General features: G+C 48.3%; 22 protein-coding genes and 1 pseudogene. 10 read left to right on the forward strand and 13 right to left on the reverse strand.

All coding sequences use genetic code 11. The features are described 5' to 3' along the window. From HA494_07650 to HA494_07660, 3 genes are all read left to right on the forward strand, one after another. A partial coding sequence (locus HA494_07650; protein ID NHV97638.1) for a hypothetical protein occupies positions 1 to 147 on the forward strand: 147 nt, incomplete at its 5' end. A gap of 110 nt (positions 148 to 257) precedes the next feature. Then, positions 258 to 908, forward strand: a complete 651-nt coding sequence (locus HA494_07655) for a hypothetical protein (GenBank protein ID NHV97639.1) — start codon at positions 258 to 260, stop codon at positions 906 to 908. A 459-nt stretch (positions 909 to 1,367) separates the two neighbouring features. Further along, on the forward strand, positions 1,368 to 1,610 hold the full coding sequence (locus tag HA494_07660; protein NHV97640.1) for a hypothetical protein: 243 nt from the start codon (positions 1,368 to 1,370) through the stop codon (positions 1,608 to 1,610). A gap of 175 nt (positions 1,611 to 1,785) precedes the next feature. Here the strand turns inward: HA494_07660 and HA494_07665 are convergent, their stop codons facing one another. After that, positions 1,786 to 2,073 carry a hypothetical protein gene (locus HA494_07665; protein NHV97641.1) on the reverse strand — a complete coding sequence of 96 codons (288 nt, stop codon included), beginning with the start codon at positions 2,071 to 2,073 and terminating at the stop codon, positions 1,786 to 1,788. 473 nt (positions 2,074 to 2,546) lie between these two features. Between HA494_07665 and HA494_07670 the strand changes: the two genes are divergently transcribed. Continuing rightward, on the forward strand, positions 2,547 to 2,909 hold the full coding sequence (locus HA494_07670) for a hypothetical protein (GenBank protein ID NHV97642.1): 363 nt from the start codon (positions 2,547 to 2,549) through the stop codon (positions 2,907 to 2,909). A gap of 483 nt (positions 2,910 to 3,392) precedes the next feature. Here the strand turns inward: HA494_07670 and HA494_07675 are convergent, their stop codons facing one another. After that, positions 3,393 to 3,884 (reverse strand): HEPN domain-containing protein, encoded by a 492-nt coding sequence (locus HA494_07675; protein NHV97643.1) that lies wholly within the window; start codon positions 3,882 to 3,884, stop codon positions 3,393 to 3,395. Positions 3,885 to 4,506: 622 nt separating this feature from the next. Then, entirely contained in the window at positions 4,507 to 5,064 is a 558-nt protein-coding gene (locus HA494_07680; protein ID NHV97644.1) for a hypothetical protein, read from the reverse strand. On the opposite strand from HA494_07680, the pseudogene HA494_07685 reads away from it, so the two are divergent. Continuing rightward, positions 5,009 to 5,149: pseudogene (locus HA494_07685) on the forward strand (4-vinyl reductase). The gene HA494_07680 and the pseudogene HA494_07685 overlap by 56 nt on opposite strands. Here the strand turns inward: HA494_07685 and HA494_07690 are convergent. Next, entirely contained in the window at positions 5,133 to 5,381 is a 249-nt protein-coding gene (locus HA494_07690) for a hypothetical protein (protein ID NHV97645.1), read from the reverse strand. The pseudogene HA494_07685 and the gene HA494_07690 overlap by 17 nt on opposite strands. Positions 5,382 to 6,044: 663 nt before the next feature. Between HA494_07690 and HA494_07695 the strand changes: the two genes are divergently transcribed. Further along, positions 6,045 to 6,266, forward strand: coding sequence for a hypothetical protein (locus tag HA494_07695; GenBank protein ID NHV97646.1), 222 nt, complete (start codon positions 6,045 to 6,047; stop codon positions 6,264 to 6,266). A gap of 468 nt (positions 6,267 to 6,734) precedes the next feature. On the opposite strand, the gene HA494_07700 is transcribed toward HA494_07695, so the two are convergent. Both HA494_07700 and HA494_07705 read right to left on the reverse strand, forming a co-directional pair. Then, positions 6,735 to 6,950 carry a hypothetical protein gene (locus tag HA494_07700; GenBank protein NHV97647.1) on the reverse strand — a complete coding sequence of 72 codons (216 nt, stop codon included), beginning with the start codon at positions 6,948 to 6,950 and terminating at the stop codon, positions 6,735 to 6,737. Positions 6,951 to 7,141: 191 nt separating this feature from the next. Then, positions 7,142 to 7,390 (reverse strand): hypothetical protein, encoded by a 249-nt coding sequence (locus HA494_07705; protein ID NHV97648.1) that lies wholly within the window; start codon positions 7,388 to 7,390, stop codon positions 7,142 to 7,144. A 483-nt stretch (positions 7,391 to 7,873) separates the two neighbouring features. Between HA494_07705 and HA494_07710 the strand changes: the two genes are divergently transcribed. Then, complete coding sequence (locus HA494_07710; protein NHV97649.1) at positions 7,874 to 8,044, forward strand: type II toxin-antitoxin system HicB family antitoxin; 171 nt, start codon at positions 7,874 to 7,876, stop codon at positions 8,042 to 8,044. A gap of 193 nt (positions 8,045 to 8,237) precedes the next feature. On the opposite strand, the gene HA494_07715 is transcribed toward HA494_07710, so the two are convergent. Next, positions 8,238 to 8,465: a hypothetical protein gene (locus tag HA494_07715; GenBank protein NHV97650.1), complete on the reverse strand. Its 228-nt coding sequence runs from the start codon at positions 8,463 to 8,465 to the stop codon at positions 8,238 to 8,240. Positions 8,466 to 8,763: 298 nt separating this feature from the next. On the opposite strand from HA494_07715, the gene HA494_07720 reads away from it, so the two are divergent. Continuing rightward, positions 8,764 to 9,387, forward strand: coding sequence for a hypothetical protein (locus tag HA494_07720; GenBank protein NHV97651.1), 624 nt, complete (start codon positions 8,764 to 8,766; stop codon positions 9,385 to 9,387). A 437-nt stretch (positions 9,388 to 9,824) separates the two neighbouring features. On the opposite strand, the gene HA494_07725 is transcribed toward HA494_07720, so the two are convergent. After that, on the reverse strand, positions 9,825 to 10,292 hold the full coding sequence (locus HA494_07725) for a hemerythrin domain-containing protein (GenBank protein NHV97652.1): 468 nt from the start codon (positions 10,290 to 10,292) through the stop codon (positions 9,825 to 9,827). 477 nt (positions 10,293 to 10,769) lie between these two features. On the opposite strand from HA494_07725, the gene HA494_07730 reads away from it, so the two are divergent. Beyond that, the gene (locus HA494_07730; protein NHV97653.1) at positions 10,770 to 11,264 is read left to right on the forward strand and encodes a matrixin family metalloprotease; all 495 of its coding nucleotides are present in this window, start codon (positions 10,770 to 10,772) and stop codon (positions 11,262 to 11,264) included. 3 nt (positions 11,265 to 11,267) lie between these two features. On the opposite strand, the gene HA494_07735 is transcribed toward HA494_07730, so the two are convergent. From HA494_07735 to HA494_07755, 5 genes are all read right to left on the reverse strand, one after another. Then, positions 11,268 to 11,609, reverse strand: a complete 342-nt coding sequence (locus tag HA494_07735) for a hypothetical protein (protein ID NHV97654.1) — start codon at positions 11,607 to 11,609, stop codon at positions 11,268 to 11,270. 120 nt (positions 11,610 to 11,729) lie between these two features. Beyond that, positions 11,730 to 13,190, reverse strand: a complete 1,461-nt coding sequence (locus tag HA494_07740) for a glycosyltransferase (GenBank protein ID NHV97655.1) — start codon at positions 13,188 to 13,190, stop codon at positions 11,730 to 11,732. Between the two features lie 5 nt (positions 13,191 to 13,195). Continuing rightward, entirely contained in the window at positions 13,196 to 14,242 is a 1,047-nt protein-coding gene (locus HA494_07745; GenBank protein ID NHV97656.1) for a hypothetical protein, read from the reverse strand. Continuing rightward, entirely contained in the window at positions 14,235 to 14,810 is a 576-nt protein-coding gene (locus tag HA494_07750; protein ID NHV97657.1) for a GTP-binding protein, read from the reverse strand. Before HA494_07750 ends, HA494_07745 begins: the two co-directional genes overlap by 8 nt. Before the next feature lie 116 nt (positions 14,811 to 14,926). Then, a complete protein-coding gene (locus HA494_07755; GenBank protein NHV97658.1) occupies positions 14,927 to 16,030 on the reverse strand; it encodes an Ig-like domain repeat protein in 1,104 nt (367 codons plus the stop codon). A gap of 142 nt (positions 16,031 to 16,172) precedes the next feature. Here HA494_07755 and HA494_07760 point away from each other — a divergent pair. Next, on the forward strand, positions 16,173 to 16,384 hold a 212-nt coding region (locus HA494_07760), incomplete at its 3' end, for a hypothetical protein (protein ID NHV97659.1).

A 16,384-nucleotide genomic window follows, 5' to 3' on the forward strand; every position in this document is an offset into this window, starting at 1 on the left:
ATTTCTTTGTTTAAGCGTAAGGCTGCTTTTTATGAGAGAAGGTGTGGTCGGGTTCCTGATAGGTTGGTTGTGGTGACGCCTTATGCTGATCAGGATGCTGTTGAGTTGGCTGCTGCTCTTGGTATAGAGGTTCATACGAGGGTTTGATTCTTTCTTTGGTTATTCGGTGTTCGATGTGTCTGTTTGTGTGGAGAGGCCTCGGAAACTTTTGGGTTGTAGAAAAGGTTTATTAGTTTAGTTGTGGTTGGTGGTTGTGTATGAGGGCTCTCGTTATTGGGGTTTTTGGTAGGGTTCAGAGAGTTGGTTATAGGAGGTTTGTTTTGGATTCTGCGCAGGAGCTTGGTGTTGCTGGTTATGTTAGGAATGAGAGGGATGGCTCTGTTACTGTGTTTGCGCAGGGCGACGAGGCTGTGTTAGAGAAGTTCGTTGAGAGGTTGAAGTCTCCTCCGCCTCCTGCGCAGGTTAGGTCTGTTGATGTTAGGGATGCGGCTCCTAAACCTCGTTTGAAGTATTTTGTGATCAAGCCTTCTCCATTGGCTGAGGAGCTGCAGGAGGGTTTTGGGGCGATGCAGTCCATCTTTATGGATTATTGGGGCGAGTTTAGGGATTACAGGAATGAGTTCAGAGATTATAGAAATGAGTTCAGAAGTTTTGTGGGTGAGTTCAGAGATTACAGGGAGGAGTTTAGGGGGTTTGTTGGTGAGTTTAGGGATTATAGGACTGAGTTTAGGGAGTTTGCTAAGAGGACTGATGAGAATTTTAGGTTGATTATGGTGAAGTATGGGGAGATTTCGGATAAGTTGACGACGATTTTGGAGACGTTGGTGAGGGAGTCGAGGGAGACGAGGGAGATGTTGAATGAGAGTATGAGGTTGCTGAGGGAGGTGTTGGAGAGGCTTTCGAAGTAGTTGAGTCTTCTGGGACGTCAGGCTACTTCTCTATCTTGAAGGCGCTATAATTTTTGTCGGCGGTTGATTCGATTAACTCGATGATTATCGTTTTCCCATCATCTCTCAGTTAGAGAAGCGGTCAGAGGAGTTTCTTCAGTTTTTCCAGAAAGATTTTAACGTTCTCCAAACCGCCTCTCCATTCGGGAAACTGATTCTAGTAGAAGTTTCGGTTGAGGAGGATGCTTAAAACCGGAGTGTCGCGGTTTCTCTATTCTCTTTTTCTCTGCTCGATTCTGTAACATATCTGAGACGCATCGGTGAAGCCAGCTTTTTCAGAAGATTCTAGCTTGACAGCTTACAACAGAGTAACGAGAGCTTCGGACGGTAGATTGGTGTCGGATTTGGTGTCGGGTCTTGCTGTGAAAAACTTTTTCTTGCTAGAATCTGGCACGGAATCCCACACTAAGAGTGCAGGATGTGGGTTACAGACTTTTTCTGTTGAGTAGAGGGCATAGACTGAAGGGGTTTGAGGCAGCTAACGTAGGCGAAGATCTTATCGTCTTAATCGAGTGTGATGAACAAGCATTCAGCAAACTTATCCAGACCGCTAAGGTTGAGAAGCCGCCTTCAGCAGAGGTGAGCGAATTGTTGAGGATTATGATGGCGAGGTTACGGGTGTTAAGGAGTATAGGGAGCAGCTCAGCCTGGAGCAGCTGGTGAAGACAGCTGCTGTAGGTGTGGAGATGAGAGGCTCACATAGTAAAACCCTTTAGGAGGCTAGAGGAACTTCTTGAACCATACACAACTCCATATTGTGAGGCAAGGTGTTCTGTATCTAGGGTTGTTTGGAGAGTTGAGCTGAGGGGGTTTATGGTTGTGCTATGTTTGCTTTGAGTTAATCACTTCTTAATATGTGTAGTAGCTTTCTCCCTTTGTTTGTGAGTCCGTATACTTTTCTTTCTTTGCCATATCTTAATTCGCTTTGGTATTCTATTAGCCCGTTTTCTAGGCATTCTTTTATAGCGCTTTCTAGGCTGGTTGGTGCGCAGCCGCTGATCTCTCTATACAGCCTATACTTTGTCTGGGGTCCGTGCGATAGCCTCTCCAGTAGGGCTTCGATGCGCTGTAGAGGTTTCATTCTCCTCCACTTAACCTCCTCTTCCAACCATATTTCTCCGCTCATCATAGATATCTACAGATACCCTAGGTTTTGCTGCAAATATAATCTTTTTCTAACAAGATGTTAGAAGATATTGGATGGTATTATCGAATAAATTCATATTGTCGAGCTAGGACCCCTACCTCGAGCTGCTGGTGACACCTGCACCTAATCTTGTTCTTCTCAAAGCCGCTTTACCAGATTAAGGAGCGACATCAAATCAGAAAAAACGTGTTTTCCCGAAATGAGTATACCTCTTTCTAGATCTTTTGGGCATGGTATATCTCACCTGATTCTTCGTCTGTGAAGATGTCGTCCTTAGACATCTTTCTTATGTAGGTTTGGTAGGGGGTTTCTATCATCTTTAGGTTGAGGGGCCTCTTCATATTATACCAGCGGATGGACCACAGGGTATACTAATTTCAGGAAAATAGATCAAATCAAAAAAAAGGGAAAGCTAATATCAACCATAGGCTTTTTAGCTTGAGCTGAGCTTAATGGGCCTCGTAAGAGTCAAAGCATTATTTGGAGACGCCGAAAGAAAGATGGTTGAAGAAGTTCTCTTTCTAGCAGATACAGGTGCATACTTCCCCATAATACCCCAGAGCCTAGCGGAGAAATTCCACATAGAGGCTCTCGCCAAGACAGAGCTTACACTAGCAGACAAGAGGGGGGTCGAAGCAGGAGTCTCCCTGGCATACTTCAAACTCCTAGACAGAGAAGGGGTGTTCCAAATAGCCATAATGGATTGCCCAGAACCAATACTTGGGGTAACGGTATTTGAGGGCCTTGGGGTGAAAATAGACCCGGCTACAGGCAAGCTACAGCACTCAAGACCATACGGGCTCTCAGCAATATAACCGCTTACAGACCAAAAACACTTCTTACGTTGATCACCCTGTTGGTGTCGTTGGTGCGCGCCCTGAAGGATGTAAAGATCAGACTTCTCGATAGAGAGGTTGTTGAAGGTGTCAGGAAAACCGTATCAGGTTAGGGCATACAATATAAGGCATAGATAGGACGTAAATGGTTTTCTTGAAGGATATACAAGGCTGCTTCAAAAAACTGAGATGAAATATGGGATGAGATTAGATGGATTGAAAAGCACGATAAGAAAGGGAGAAAGAGGCTTATACCAATAATCCTAAAGGACAACAGCTTCAAAGACCGCAATCTAAGAAATCTTTTGATGGAAGGCTGATGAGAGCTCCGATGAAGTCAAGAAGAGCCCAAATCTGGTGAATTCCAAGAACTATGTAACTCTATTTAAGACTACATTGGCTCAGAATCCGAGAAAAACACCATTAACTAAATTCTGTCGCGGGTTGTAGGATTTAAAGAGGTCAGAGAAGTTTCTTCAACTTCTCTAGAAAGCTTTTAACGTTCTCCACACCGCTTCTCACAGCCTCTTCGGGGAGCCAATTTTCGTAGAAGTTTTGGTGAAGGGAGGATGCTGAAAACCAGAGTGTGATGATTTCCCTATCTTCTTTCTCTCCGCTCAACTCTGCGACATATTTATGCAACTCCCCATGACTTCTAATTTCTTTCCCTCTCCTCGCAGCAAGCGCCTTGACCATCTGGGATGCAGCACCCCAAGCCTTCTCCGACGCTTGAACATAGTCTCCTTTAGCTAAGAAGTCTTCAGCATCCCTCAAATACTTCTCAGAAAGCTTCAAATGCAGCTCAACTCTACTCTCGGGGTCGATGGGCTCATTAAGAATCTTCGATAAAGCCTCTAACACCAGCTCCTCCTCCGAAACCCCGATCCTCTCAGACTCCTCCCTTAACTTCTCCTCAATCCTCTTCGGTAGTACGATCAACAGCGATTCACCCATCTTCTTTCACTCTAACATATTAATGAACTTTCTGAGGAATCTAAATCAAAAGGTTTAATAAAACTTGCGGCCGCAGAGACAAAGGGGATGGAGACAAGAATAGGCACATCTATTGGCTAAGAAGGGCTAGGGTAGGCCACATCTACCCCTGAGGCGAGAGGTTGGCGGTAAGGGTGAAGCTTGGACTCAAACCTAGAGGCTCATAGCAAACCTTCGAAACCTCAGCCCTAGTGAACAGCGGCTTCGAAGCCGATAGCCCCAGCTACTAATCCCAACCCCTTTAGCTAAAAGGATATCATTCTAATCGCCACCACCCACCTCAACAATGGTAGAAGTTGGAACTGCAGGAGGCCCTACAAGAGTCTTCCTAATAAGAGAACCCTGACATCTGATAGATAAGTCGGCCCAAAGCGGGCGGATGTGATGATTTCGCCGACAGAAGAGGAGCTGATAGGCGACAAACTCGCTGAAGAGTCGGCCTCGCAATCGGATCAGGCAAGTGGAGGTTTGTCGACGAACCCCAAGACAAAGCAAGAGGCAGCGAGAAACCACAATACTGGTGAGCTATACCTCTCGACAACCCTTCGAGCCCCACATTTACAACTAGCACGCAGATCGAAGCTTATTCTGAGTTAGAGGCAAGCAATAGTGAGCTGATCTTTTCCACCTTTCCGGTAGTGGTGTTGGCTACCAAGCCCAGTATTTCAAGCGCCGACAAGCCTACTATGCACCGATCCGATAATCCGAGGGCTTTGAGCCTCTCTCTGACTTCGTTTGGAAACTTCAGCGCGGCTATGTGCGCCCCTGGGAGCTCTTCACCATCGACAACGAGCTTATCGACTATTGCCAGTTCCCCGGAAACCTCATGGCCGTCTGCTACGACAAGCCCCAGGCGTCTACCGACTCGTTTGACGCCGAGTTTATCTGCGGCGTCTTCGTCAAGTAAGGTTACCGAGGCCCCTGTATCTACTAACGCTACGCCACCAACACTACCTTTAGTCCCAGCGACAGAAACGTTGGCCTTAACCAGCACTACACAACACCACTTTGTAGAGATGAGCACTCGCTTCATAAGTGGGAACTCCGCTACTTCCTGATAATTCAGCGGCACAGCAGATAGGTGGGCTTCAGATAAGCCATCCTGCTTCACAAAAGGCTTCCTCAAGAGCTTCCTAACCACACTCTACGCCAAAGGGGTTTCGGTTGAGGAGGTCTCATGCTCATCTAAGGGTGATGAGAAGCGCGTATTTAAGATGAAGAGGTAGTTGGCTTGATGTTTGGTTTTCTCCATATTAGGTATGTTGGTTTTAGTCTTCTTTGTATGAGTGCTTCTGCTATCTCTTCTTTTTCCTCTTTGAATTGATTGTTGTAGTTGTTTGTGTGTAGTTTTGGTGAGAAGAAGTGTCTTAACACGAACTTCTGAAGCTCTCTGATTTGCTCTTCAGTTAGTTTTTGCCTTGTGTTTAGGTTTTGCTTTTTGATTTCTGTTTTCGGCACGGTTTCTTTTTTCGAGTTTTACGTCTAGTCCTATTCCTTCCGAACCCTTCCACCTATTGGATGAGCTAGGGAAGAGGCTCGCCAAGCTGAAAGCTTCGCTAGGTGAAGTGTAAGTTGATACTTGGTGTCGGATTTAGTGGCAGATCCCAGAGAGAAAAAATTTTTCTCAGCAAAAATCCGACACTAAATCCGACACTAAATCTGACACTGATTTACTCAAAGGGTGCTATCTACACTAGGAAGCGGCTGGGTTGCTTCACTATTTAATTCGGAAGATAGGCTGAAGGTCGCTTTCGGATCTGCTTACGTTAGAGTTATCCATAAGTAATGGGGCTTCAGATATGTTTCCGTAGCAGTCTATGCAGTTCAGCTACAGGAATATAGCAGCTCCAGCTATTGGTGAGGATATGCTTACGCGTGTTTTAAGGAAGCTCGGGAGATCAACCATAATAGGGTACTCAGAGTGTTGAAGGAGGAGGGGTTTGCTGTAAGCGAGCCTAGAGAGCAGAGGAGGAGGTGGCGAGATATTAGAGGGAGCACTCTAATTAGCTACGGCAAATAGACTGGCACCAGACCAAGGACCCTAGATGGAGTGGGGTTATGAGCTATGTGGTCTTTGATAGACTTATGTAGCTCTTGGGATTCGTCGGCTTTGGGCTCCGCTTGAGTTCATCGGAGCCCTCATCAGCCTCCTCCCCCTGTCAGGGTGAACCCGCTCCAACCCCTCATCAACTCGTCGAAGAGCTTTGGGGTTGGAGGAAGCCCCTCCATCTGAAGGCTTTACGCATCATCCGACGATCCGCGCTCTTTATTATGAAAGTTTATGGCTTATGCCTATTTGAGTCCATCTATTTTGAAACAGCTGTCGACGGCGATGGCCCATAGCGTATGAGGATTATGCATCAATGCTCCAGAGGGCTGTTAACGACTACGGTAAACCAGCTTCAATTCTATCAGACCACGGAAGCACATTACACGCCGTAGAATCACCAGCTAAAGAGTAGGGGCTGACAGCCTTCGAAAAAGCACCTCATCAGCAAAAAGATCAGGTTCACGGGTCCTTAATGGCTTTGAGCGCCTCTTCGGTCCTAGGTGTGATGCGCTGATATTTTTATTTCTGGGCAGCCCAGATACCTCAGCTAAGATCTTAGCGCATTTGTAAACCATTAGTTTCTGTGATGATTCGGCTCCGTAGCTTCAAGCCTCTCAAGCCTACGCCATAGTGATGATAAGCCACGCCTATAGACGAGGAGATTCAGTACCGGATTTGGTACCGGATTTTTGCTGGGAAAAATTTTTTCCTGCGGAAATGTGGTACTAAATCCGGTACTGAATCCGGTACTAAGCGTCAACTTATGCTTCGCCTATTGATGCTTCTAGCTTTGTGAGCCTCTTCTCTAGCTCCTCTATGTTGAGTTCTTTGAGTGTTGTGCCGCATAGTTTTAGTGCTTTTATTGTTGTTCGTAGAATTTGTGTGCGTTTTTTGCATCGCCTTGGTCTATGTATGCTTGTGCTTTGGTGTACATTTGCTAGGCTAGTGTTGCTGCTGTTTTGTTTCGTCCGCTCCACTTCTTAGCCTTCTCTAGGAAGTCTTTTGAGTGCTCTATCTGCTCGCTCCTCTTGTATGCTGATTATTCTTTTTGTGTTGGTTTTACTTTCTTCTTTACTTCTGGCGCTTGTAGCTTCTCTAGGCATTTTATGATTTTGGCGTATATTTCTGCTTCTTTCATCTTCTTCTCCTTCTTCTTGTGAGTCACTATTCAGAGAGCGGATGGGTAGTGCTGTTTTTGTTGGTGGAGGTGCTTCACGCTCCCGTCTGGGTATGTGATGGCTCTGATGAGATGGTATAGCGTGTGGGAGTTGAAGAGTGATAAGCCTCTGTATGCGGTTGATTGAGGAGTTAGCTGCCTGACACTTCTATCGAACTCCTGGTTAGTAACCCTTCCCTTTGAATATGCTTCAAGTAGACCTTCCACCCTACTCTTAAGATCCTCAGCACTAGCATCCAAAGTTTGAGATATGCTCCGAACTACGGCTACCTTCTCTCTACTTCACGTATCTTCCTACGTAGCACAATTTCACGTGCGATCCTCGGAGCCCACTCCTCCTATACTTCTCTCTGCTGTAGTGTCCGAAATAGAGGCATGTGTATGACCTACCCTTCGCTTTAACTGGCTTCTGGCATGGGAAGCCTCTTTCGCCGCAGACAGGGCACCTTCCCCTCTTTGACCACTACACCTCTTCTACTACGCATCCCTCCAGTGTTATGTAAACCCAATTAAGTAGTTTAGGTATACAAATCTAACACAGGTTTTTTCCAAACCGTGGGCTGGAAATGTTAACATAGTGAAATCTGCCCCATCGTTCTTAGGTGGGTCTTGTCTACTATATCGGCGGAATACAATGTAGTTGGTGATATCGAATTTCATAGTACAGTGCCTGATGATGCGGGAAGCCCAGCGACCATAAGTTTCCGTAAAGCGCCTAAGAGCGTGAAGTCTGCTGGTAGAGAAGCTTTCCACGTAACGCTTAAGCGTGAGCCGGGTGGTTGGTTCGTAGCCACCTGCAAAGAACTACCCGAAGCAATTTCGCAGGAGGCAGACATAGAAGAAGCGACGAAGAATATTAAGGAGGCTATAGCGGCTGTGCTAGAAGACATATAGCGAAGCGAGGTTTCCACCTCAGATATTGTAGTGGTTGAAAGGGAAGAACGGTTGACGAAACTCCCCACGGTATCGGGGATAGATGTCGTCAAATACCCCAGTTAACGGACATCGAAAAGAGAGCAACCGAACGTTAGCGGCTCCTTTCAAACACAACTAAGTAGGTTGAGGTGTCGAGGTAGAAGGTCACCATTCAATGCATCTCCTCTCTCCTGAGCTCGACGACTTCTTCGCTTAAACTTCTTCCCCCAACCTCTCTGGCTAAAATTTCCCTTACATCTTCCAGGGGCTTTAGATACTTCTCGTACTCCCTGTAAAGCGCCATCACATACTCCCTAACCCTATTAGCCTTCGCCTGGTAAAGCCCTATAGCTATTAGACCCTCGACTTTCTTCTTGGTTAACTCTTCGATCTCAGTCATGAGACTCACCAATTAACTATCTTTCAAAGTACATAAGTCTTTAAAGGCTGGTGTCATGTAAACATAGGTTGAGCCTATTAACGCGACCACAGCTATCAAAGTGGTTGATGAAGAGGTGTTTGTTGTGGTGTGTTTGGGGTCTGCGTATGTGCGTGGTAGGAGTGGTGAGTATTGGGTTAAGGGGTTGCTTGAGGATTAAGGCTATTTGGTGATTAGGCGCGCTGTTTCTCACACCTATCGTAACACCACCCTCTAGCAACATTCAAATAGAAGATCCTTCTCTAAAACTTTTTGGAGCTTGTCGGAGAAGCTTAAGAGGGAGTTCATCGAGCTCCTTGAAAAGGATAGGGAGTTCAGATACACTGTCGCAGGATACCTAGGGCTATCGGAGATACTGAAGAGGCTTGACAGGCTGGAAGAGGGGCAGAACAGGCTATGGGAGGGGCAAGCCAAACTCTGGGAGGAGGTTAAGCTTCTTAGGGTTAACTATGATAGGATGAGGAAGTATATGGTTTCAGCGTTCAGGGACCTTAAGGCTTCTTTAGGTGTTGCTTTTGAAGATCACGCCGCATCGTTTCTTGAGCTCATGCTTGAAGAGATGGGGTACCCTGGAGCGAGGGTTGAAAAGAAGTTTTTCGTACATGGTGGCGAAGTGATTGAGGTAAACCTCTTCTGCGAGAAGCCTCTTGTCGTGGGGGAGGCTACTGTAAGCGTGAAAGATGCTAGAGAGGCTGAAGCTGAGGTGGAAAAGCTTCTAAAGCGTGTGAAGATTGTGGAGGAGAAATATGGTAAGCCTGAAATGATGATATTATCTGTTGCTAGGTCTACGGATGAAGCCGCAAAGATGTTAAAGGATCTTGCTGAAAGGCACGGTGTAAGGCTTGTTCTCGGAAAAGAGATTGAGGAGGAGCTTTCAATATAGCTATTAATATATCATATTTTGACGCTCTCCTCGACTGAAGTCGGGAGATTCTCGGTTTGTTGGGGCTTTCATTAGCCTTCTTCCTACCGTGTTCTGGGCACTCAAGGGTGCCCCTACCATGGGCACGTAGCCTACAGTCATGAACCTTCTCAGATGTAACATCTAAGCCTCATGAAGGCTTCAGGATAGTGGTAGGGCTCACCGACCCTACAATCATTCATCCCCTCAAGCTCATCCTCCCACCTATCAATAACCGAGAAGTCTAGGAGGATCTCACCACTCCTAACAAGAGCATCATTATGCCTACCTCATTTCCTACCATCCGAAGCCATCTAACAAAACCAAACAAACAGACGAAAGAAGCAAAAACCTTAGACACTGACCCTTCACATCAACTTCGAAGAGTTACCAAAATCCCTACACCACCCTTTTTTAGATTACTGCTTGAGACTACTTTTGCCTAGCCTTTTCAACACCTCTTCCAAAACCATCTGATACAAGGGTTCTTCTTTCTCTACATGCTTAGCACCCATTATGCTTAGCTCTTTGATGCTTTCTTTAGCGGAGTCGAGTGAATCCTGCCTTATGCGGGGGAGCAGACTAAGGATGGTCTTATGCTCCTCCTTCAACTGGAGGATTAAACGCTCCTCCTGTGGTCTAATATTCAAGATGGCAGGGAAGACGGTTTTCTCCTCGCGGCTGAAGTGGGGAACCATAACGTTTTTCAAAAAAAGCAGAAGATCTCTGATCGCTGAGTGAGGGTCCTTATCCAACTTGCTTAGCAGTTCCTCGAATCTCTTGCCGATTATGTAATGCTCATAGTTTTGCTCCTTTAGAGCTTCTAACAACTCCTCAAGTCTCATACAGCGGAGTAGCCGATCTTCTAGTAAATATGTTTTGCTCAAGCATGTAGAACCAGACCTAAAAGACAAGAAGGAGAAGTTCCAAAAGCTTTGTTACTGAAGGTGAAATGAGGCAATATGGTTAGACGAAGGGGCATCTTAAGGCTCGGGATGGTACGCTATAGATCTGAGGCCTTGAAGGAGAATTGTAAAAAAGCTCTTAGAGGAAGGCTACATACGCCGTAGCTGCAACAGCACCTCAAGCTAAGCCGCAACGTTCAAATACCTATGTTCGGTTTTACTTTTGAGGAGTAAAAATGAAAAGAGCTCTACTAGGAGTGGTGGTGATAGGTTTACTTCTACTATCGATGTTGATGGCGACAATACCCGCCCAAGCCAAACACTTCCACAGAAATTGCGAGGGGTGTCTTCGTCTTCTATGGGTTTAGTTCTCCACCTTGGTATCCTCCTGAGCAAGAAACCGATAGCTATCGCTGGGCTCCAAAATATCGTTGGGCTTCACCATCAATAACCGTTAAGGTGAATCCTACTGCAAGCGGCTTTTCTTCTGAATACTTGAATGACGTACTCGACGAGGTTAAAAAAGGCTTTAAGGTATGGGATTCAGCATCCGGACCTTGGAGCGTTACAGTTGAGCGGGATGATTCGGTAGGTCCAAGCCCAATCTATCCTGACGGCATAAATACTGTTTCGTGGGGAACAGTAGATGGTCCCGGTGGGGCTGTGGCAGTTACATATTACTGGTATTACACCAACACCAAGGAGCTGATAGATGTTGATACCATTTTCGATGTTGCAGAGCCTTGGTCTATTTCCCTTGAGGTTCCATCAGACAAGTTCGATGTTTGGAACACAGCCGCCCACGAAGCTGGGCACTTCCTCGTTCTTCAAGACCTCAATTCGCCCAGGGATGGCGCGTTAACTATGCATGCTTATACGTGGCTTGGAGACAGTCTAAAGAGAACTTTGGGTAGTGGAGATATCTTAGGTGTTAGGGCTATCTACGGCGAGTAGCTCTTACCCACCCCTTTTTTTGTTGCGTGAGTATGATCGAGTCTTCGCCCTTCTTCTCTTGTAGATTTCTGAGACGTTGTATAGTGTCTCTCTACCCCAGACTTCTTCGAGTGCTGTGAGGAGCTTTTCACCTTTCTTTGATAGGGCGTAGTGTATTCTACCCCTCTTTCTTTTCCCACCTTTCTTGACGAGGAGTCCGAGCTCTTCTAGGTAGTGTATCCAGCGCCAAGCGGTTGTGGAGGCATACGTAGGCTTACCTAGATAGTTTGCTAAGCCATATATGTGGATGGGTTGATGCTGCTTGATCACTCTTAAAATCTTGAGGAGGTTCTTGACATCTGGCATACGTAATATGCGACATATATCCATATGTATATGTTTCCTTGGGTTGGATTCGTATGGGGCTCGGTTTAGGATGGGGTAGCGGAGACCTTTCGGCGGCGCTTGTGCGTGTTCGCCGCTTGTTCACTGTTTGCGTATCTGCCCTATTCTCTCGGCGCGTGTCCACTTGACCCTCCTTTTTAGTAGGATGTCGAAGAGGGCTTTTATGGTGAAGGCGTCGATTAGGTGTTTGTATCCTACTACGAAGAAGGGGGCGTAGGCGACCAGTCGCGGATCCTCTTCGTCGATTTCGATTGCGAGTAGGCTGAGTAGTGTTTGGAGGGTGGTGAAGAGGAGGAGGGTGGAGGCGATGTAGGTGTATGCGCCGTTGAGTATGGCGATGGCCGCTGAGGCCCAAACAGCCATTCCGGCGAAGGGGATGAAGCCCATCGATATTAGGATGAAGGGGAAGCCGAGCCTTTGGAGGAAGCCGTATCTTGGGTTTGTGAAGGCGTCTCTGTGCTTGAAGATCGTTTGGAAGTTGCCCCTGTACCACCTCATCCTCTGCCTGTATAGGTCTTTTAGGGTCTGGGGGGCTTCGGTGTATGCTACTGCGTAGGAGCTTGCTTGGACTATGCTGCCTGACTTCAGGGTCTTCACCGTGACGTCGAAGTCTTCGGTCAGGGTGTCTCTGTCGTAGAGTCCGCCTGCTTCTAGCACACCCCTCCTGAATGCGCCTAAGGCTCCTGGTACGACTGTAACAGCCCCGAACACGTCTAGCGCCCTCCTGAAGATGTTGATGCTCGTTACGTATTCGAGGGCTTGGCATCTTGTAAGCCAGTTCACCCTGTTGAGGACCTTGATGTTGCCGCATACGGCTGCGACCTTCGGGTCTCTGAACCTCTTCACGATCTCCTTCAGAGCATCCCTTCCGACGATGCTATCTGCGTCGACGGTTACGACGATTTCTCCTCTTGCGAATCTTAGTCCGAAGTTGAGGGCTGAGTACTTACCGCCGTTGGGTTTGTGGAGGACCTTCACACCCTTGTAGCTTGATGCTATCGCTAGGGTTCTATCTGTGGACCCGTCATCAACGACTATTATCTCCTTGCTCGGGTAGTCAGCCTCTAGGAGCGCTTCAATCGTCCTCGCTATGACCTTCTCCTCATTATATGCTGGCACGATTACGCTTACGGTAGGGTAGATGGGAGGAGCCTCATCAAGGCTCTCCAAGCATTTATGGTACACCGCTAACGGCACGGCTAGGAAGCTGCTCCAGAATGTTATGGTGAGCCCGGTTGCCACGACTATTAGGGTGAGTGACGCTCCAACCTCATAGGCTTCTAGCGCTGTGGCGAAGCCGAAGATAAATGGGAGTGATATGAGGGCTATGGAGAAGAGGGATGGGATTCTGCTGCCTCTCCTCAACCAGCCTTCTGACCTGAATCGAAGAAGGAGAAGAAAGTATATGGTTAGGGCTGCGGCTGAGAGGAGGGAGAGCCACGTGAGAAAAGAGGGCGTGAAGAGGACGAAGAGGGCGAGCACCAAGTATGTGGATAGGGCTAGGGGGAGCAGCTTTAGCAGCCTTCTGTATTCGGCTCTCATCGCTGCTACCTATTGCCCTCCAACTCCTCCAATACCTTCTCCAATGTTTCCGCCTCAGCCTTAAGTGAAGCCTCCTCCCTCTTCACAACTATCTGCCGCAGTAGGTCCCCTACCTTCTGTTGGAGCTCCTGCGCCGACTCAGCTTCTACAACTTGTATCCCGTAGCTTTTAGCAAGAAGTTTAGCCTTCACATCGAGCTTCGGCATCGCCACCAAAATTCTTTCGCTCGCCTCAACGTCCAATGTTTTGGCGAAGAATGCGAGGACCAGTGTCTCGTTCACCTCCCCCTCCTGTGTAACCACCTCTGCAACCACGTCAACCCTCCCATCGCTCCCTTTCGACCAGAGGGCGTAGTCGAAGTCGAGCTCTACGCCGCTTCGACCCCTTATGGTGGCTGGCGCTTCTAATCTCCAGATGCTGCTGAACTTCTCAAGCGTGGGTTTGAGGTCCACGGTCTCCCTCATAACAAGCTCCCGCTTTTGGGGGTTGAGCCTATAGGAGTTGACTTCCCTTACTACGAGGTCGTCTTCGTCGAAGCTGTGTCCGCTTGGGCAGGTGTAGCGCCTCCTAGGGTTGGATGAAGAGCCTCTGCAGTTTAAGCAGCTGTACAGTATCCCTGGTCTGCGGTAGTCTACGCCTATGGCTTTAAGGGCTCTGCCGCACCTCGGGCATGTGAGCCCACCCTCCTTCCTGAAGCTCTTCTCCAGGTCTAGGTGGCCGCAGGCTAGATGCTCGATCATAACACCCCTCACCAGATTCGGCGACCCGCAGGTTGGGCACCGAATCTGTAGCAGGAGCTTGGGGGAGCCGCAGCTGGGGCAGACGGCAACATTATCGACCACGCTACTGCTCAAGACGCCGAGTGAGCTCAGCTCCCTTAGGATGTATTCGAGCTCCTCATCTGAGGCTCCGGTTACACTAGCAGCGGCTGGGTAGCTGACGCCGCGCTCAGCATCCAGCTTCGGCTCCAGAACCTCTATCACCCCATCCCTCAGCGCCCTGAGCAGCCTCTGCACACCCTCCCTCCTGAATACGGGGTTGCGCTCAGCCAAGCTTCACACCCCCAAGCTTACCCTTAACCTCAATCAACCTTCTTCTAATAAGACCCTTCAGAAGCTGGTTGAAGAGGGCTTCAACATTCTCCCCGGTCTTAGCTGAGGTCTCGATGTAGGCGGCGCCGAGCTCAGAAGCCCTCTTCTCAGCCAACGCCCTATCAACACCCCTCAGATGAGCCAGATCCAGCTTGTTCCCAACGAGCCAAACGGCGGGCTTCACATCAACCCGCCTGACCAAGGCTTCGTAATACCGCTCCGCCTCGCTTAAGGTGGCTGGTCTGCAGATATCGTAGACTACGAGCGCACCCTCCGTGTTAGCGAAGAACCCCTCATCGCCGTCCACCTGCTCAACACCCGGGTCCCAGAAGAGCAGCTTAAAGCAGCAGTCCAAAACACGGTAAGCCTTCTCAGACACCGTGGCTCTGATGGTTGGGATATACTCCTGCTGAAACTCCCCTGACAGATGCCTGCTCAAAAGGCTCGTCTTACCAACCGCATTAGCACCCAGCAAAACCACCTTAAAAGACCTCTCTAGCATAACACCACCAGCCAGCTGGTCGATCAAAGCCGCATCCCATACCGAATTCCCCCCCCCTTTTCGCTTAAAAAAGATATTAAGCTTTCTTCTCCATTTCTTCTGGTTCATCGTCCAATTTCTGTAGCCGTTTACCCTGCGAATCCCTATTTCAGCGTGATCGTGGTTGAATAGGCTTTTCCATCGTCTAGGGTCACAGTTATCGTATAGGTTCCAGGTGACATACCTTTGGTGCTCAGATTGAATATGTATTGGTTGTTGGTTGAGTCGTATCTGAAGTAATTCTCATTGTTCGATGAGCCGGAGGATGTGCCTGGGTTTGAGTCGACCCATATCTGCGCTTTTGCGTCTGAGATGTAGTTGCCGTAGTAGTCTGTCAGCTGGAACTTCGCTGGAATTGTGCTGCCTGCCTTGAAGGTGCCAGAGCCCAACGGCGGCAGAAAGCCGATGAAGTTGTAGATGACCTGAAGCGTCTGGGTGTTACTGGTGCTGGGGTTGAAGGTGATCCCACCGATAGTCTGGCCAGCAAAAGAGGCCTGCACTGTATGGGAGCCAGGTGTGAGGGCTGATGGGTTATAGTTTAGGGTAGCCACACCAGTAGCCCCGGTGATAGCTGATCCCACTACTGTGCCATCCACTGTGAAGCTTATGGTTGCCCCCGCAACCCCAGCACCAGTATCAGTGCGAGTCAGGGTAGCGGTGAATACCACAGGACCACTAGAACCAACCACCACCGAGCTAGGCGCTATGCTAAGCACCAGGCTGGTGTCAACCGATGGTGGCGGTAGGACTTGCACGGTGTAAGATTTGCTGTCCGAGACCTGGTCCCCGCCGGTGGGGAATGTTCTAGAAGGAGAGATGCTGGTGACTTGTGCGTTGAGTATGATTTCGCCTGTAGCAGGGCCGGTGGGCGCTTGGAAGGTCCAAGTGAAGTAGATAGGTGTCCCCTTTGCCAACCCGGAGAAGGTGCCTGATGTAGGTGGTCCACTTAGCAAAGTCAACCCTGAGTATATGAGTTGGTAGGTTCCACTCATGGTGCGATCTTTGTCGTCAGCAGTATTGTCGTTCGAAATGCTGAATGTCACGCTGAAGGTTGCCCCGCTGAGTACGTTCAATGACGCTGCGGTTGGTTCCACCCTTTTAACGTTGAGAAAAAGAGTCTCGCTGAAAGCTGCTGGGATGATCGATAGAAAAGAGATGAGAACCCCTATTAGGAGTATAGCTTGGTATCTTGTCGAGCTTCTGCTCATACCATGAGTTTCGGGGGGGTTAATATAGCTTTCGTCCAATCGGCTGGTGCTGTTAACTTAAGGGTCGTTCACCTCCTAGTAGGCTTAGTAGCTCTTTGAACTTGATGTGTCTTCTTCTGGTGTTGTGGAGGTGGGTGTAGAGGTGGAGCCATCTACTCACGTGCTTCAGGTCACAACCCTTCCTCAAGCAGGGGTAGTAGTCATCAAACCCTTCAACCCTATCCTTAAGATACTGTGTAGCTCTCTCTACGATGTTCTTCTCATAAGTGTATTCTATGCTCTAAGCTTAGGGATCTGCAGGCTTCAGGGTACCATAGTGCTCCATCACTATACACCGTATGCTTACCATACTTC

The sequence above is a fragment of the Nitrososphaerota archaeon genome, from assembly GCA_011605775.1.
Classification (GTDB): Archaea; Thermoproteota; Nitrososphaeria; order Nitrososphaerales; family JAAOZN01; genus JAAOZN01.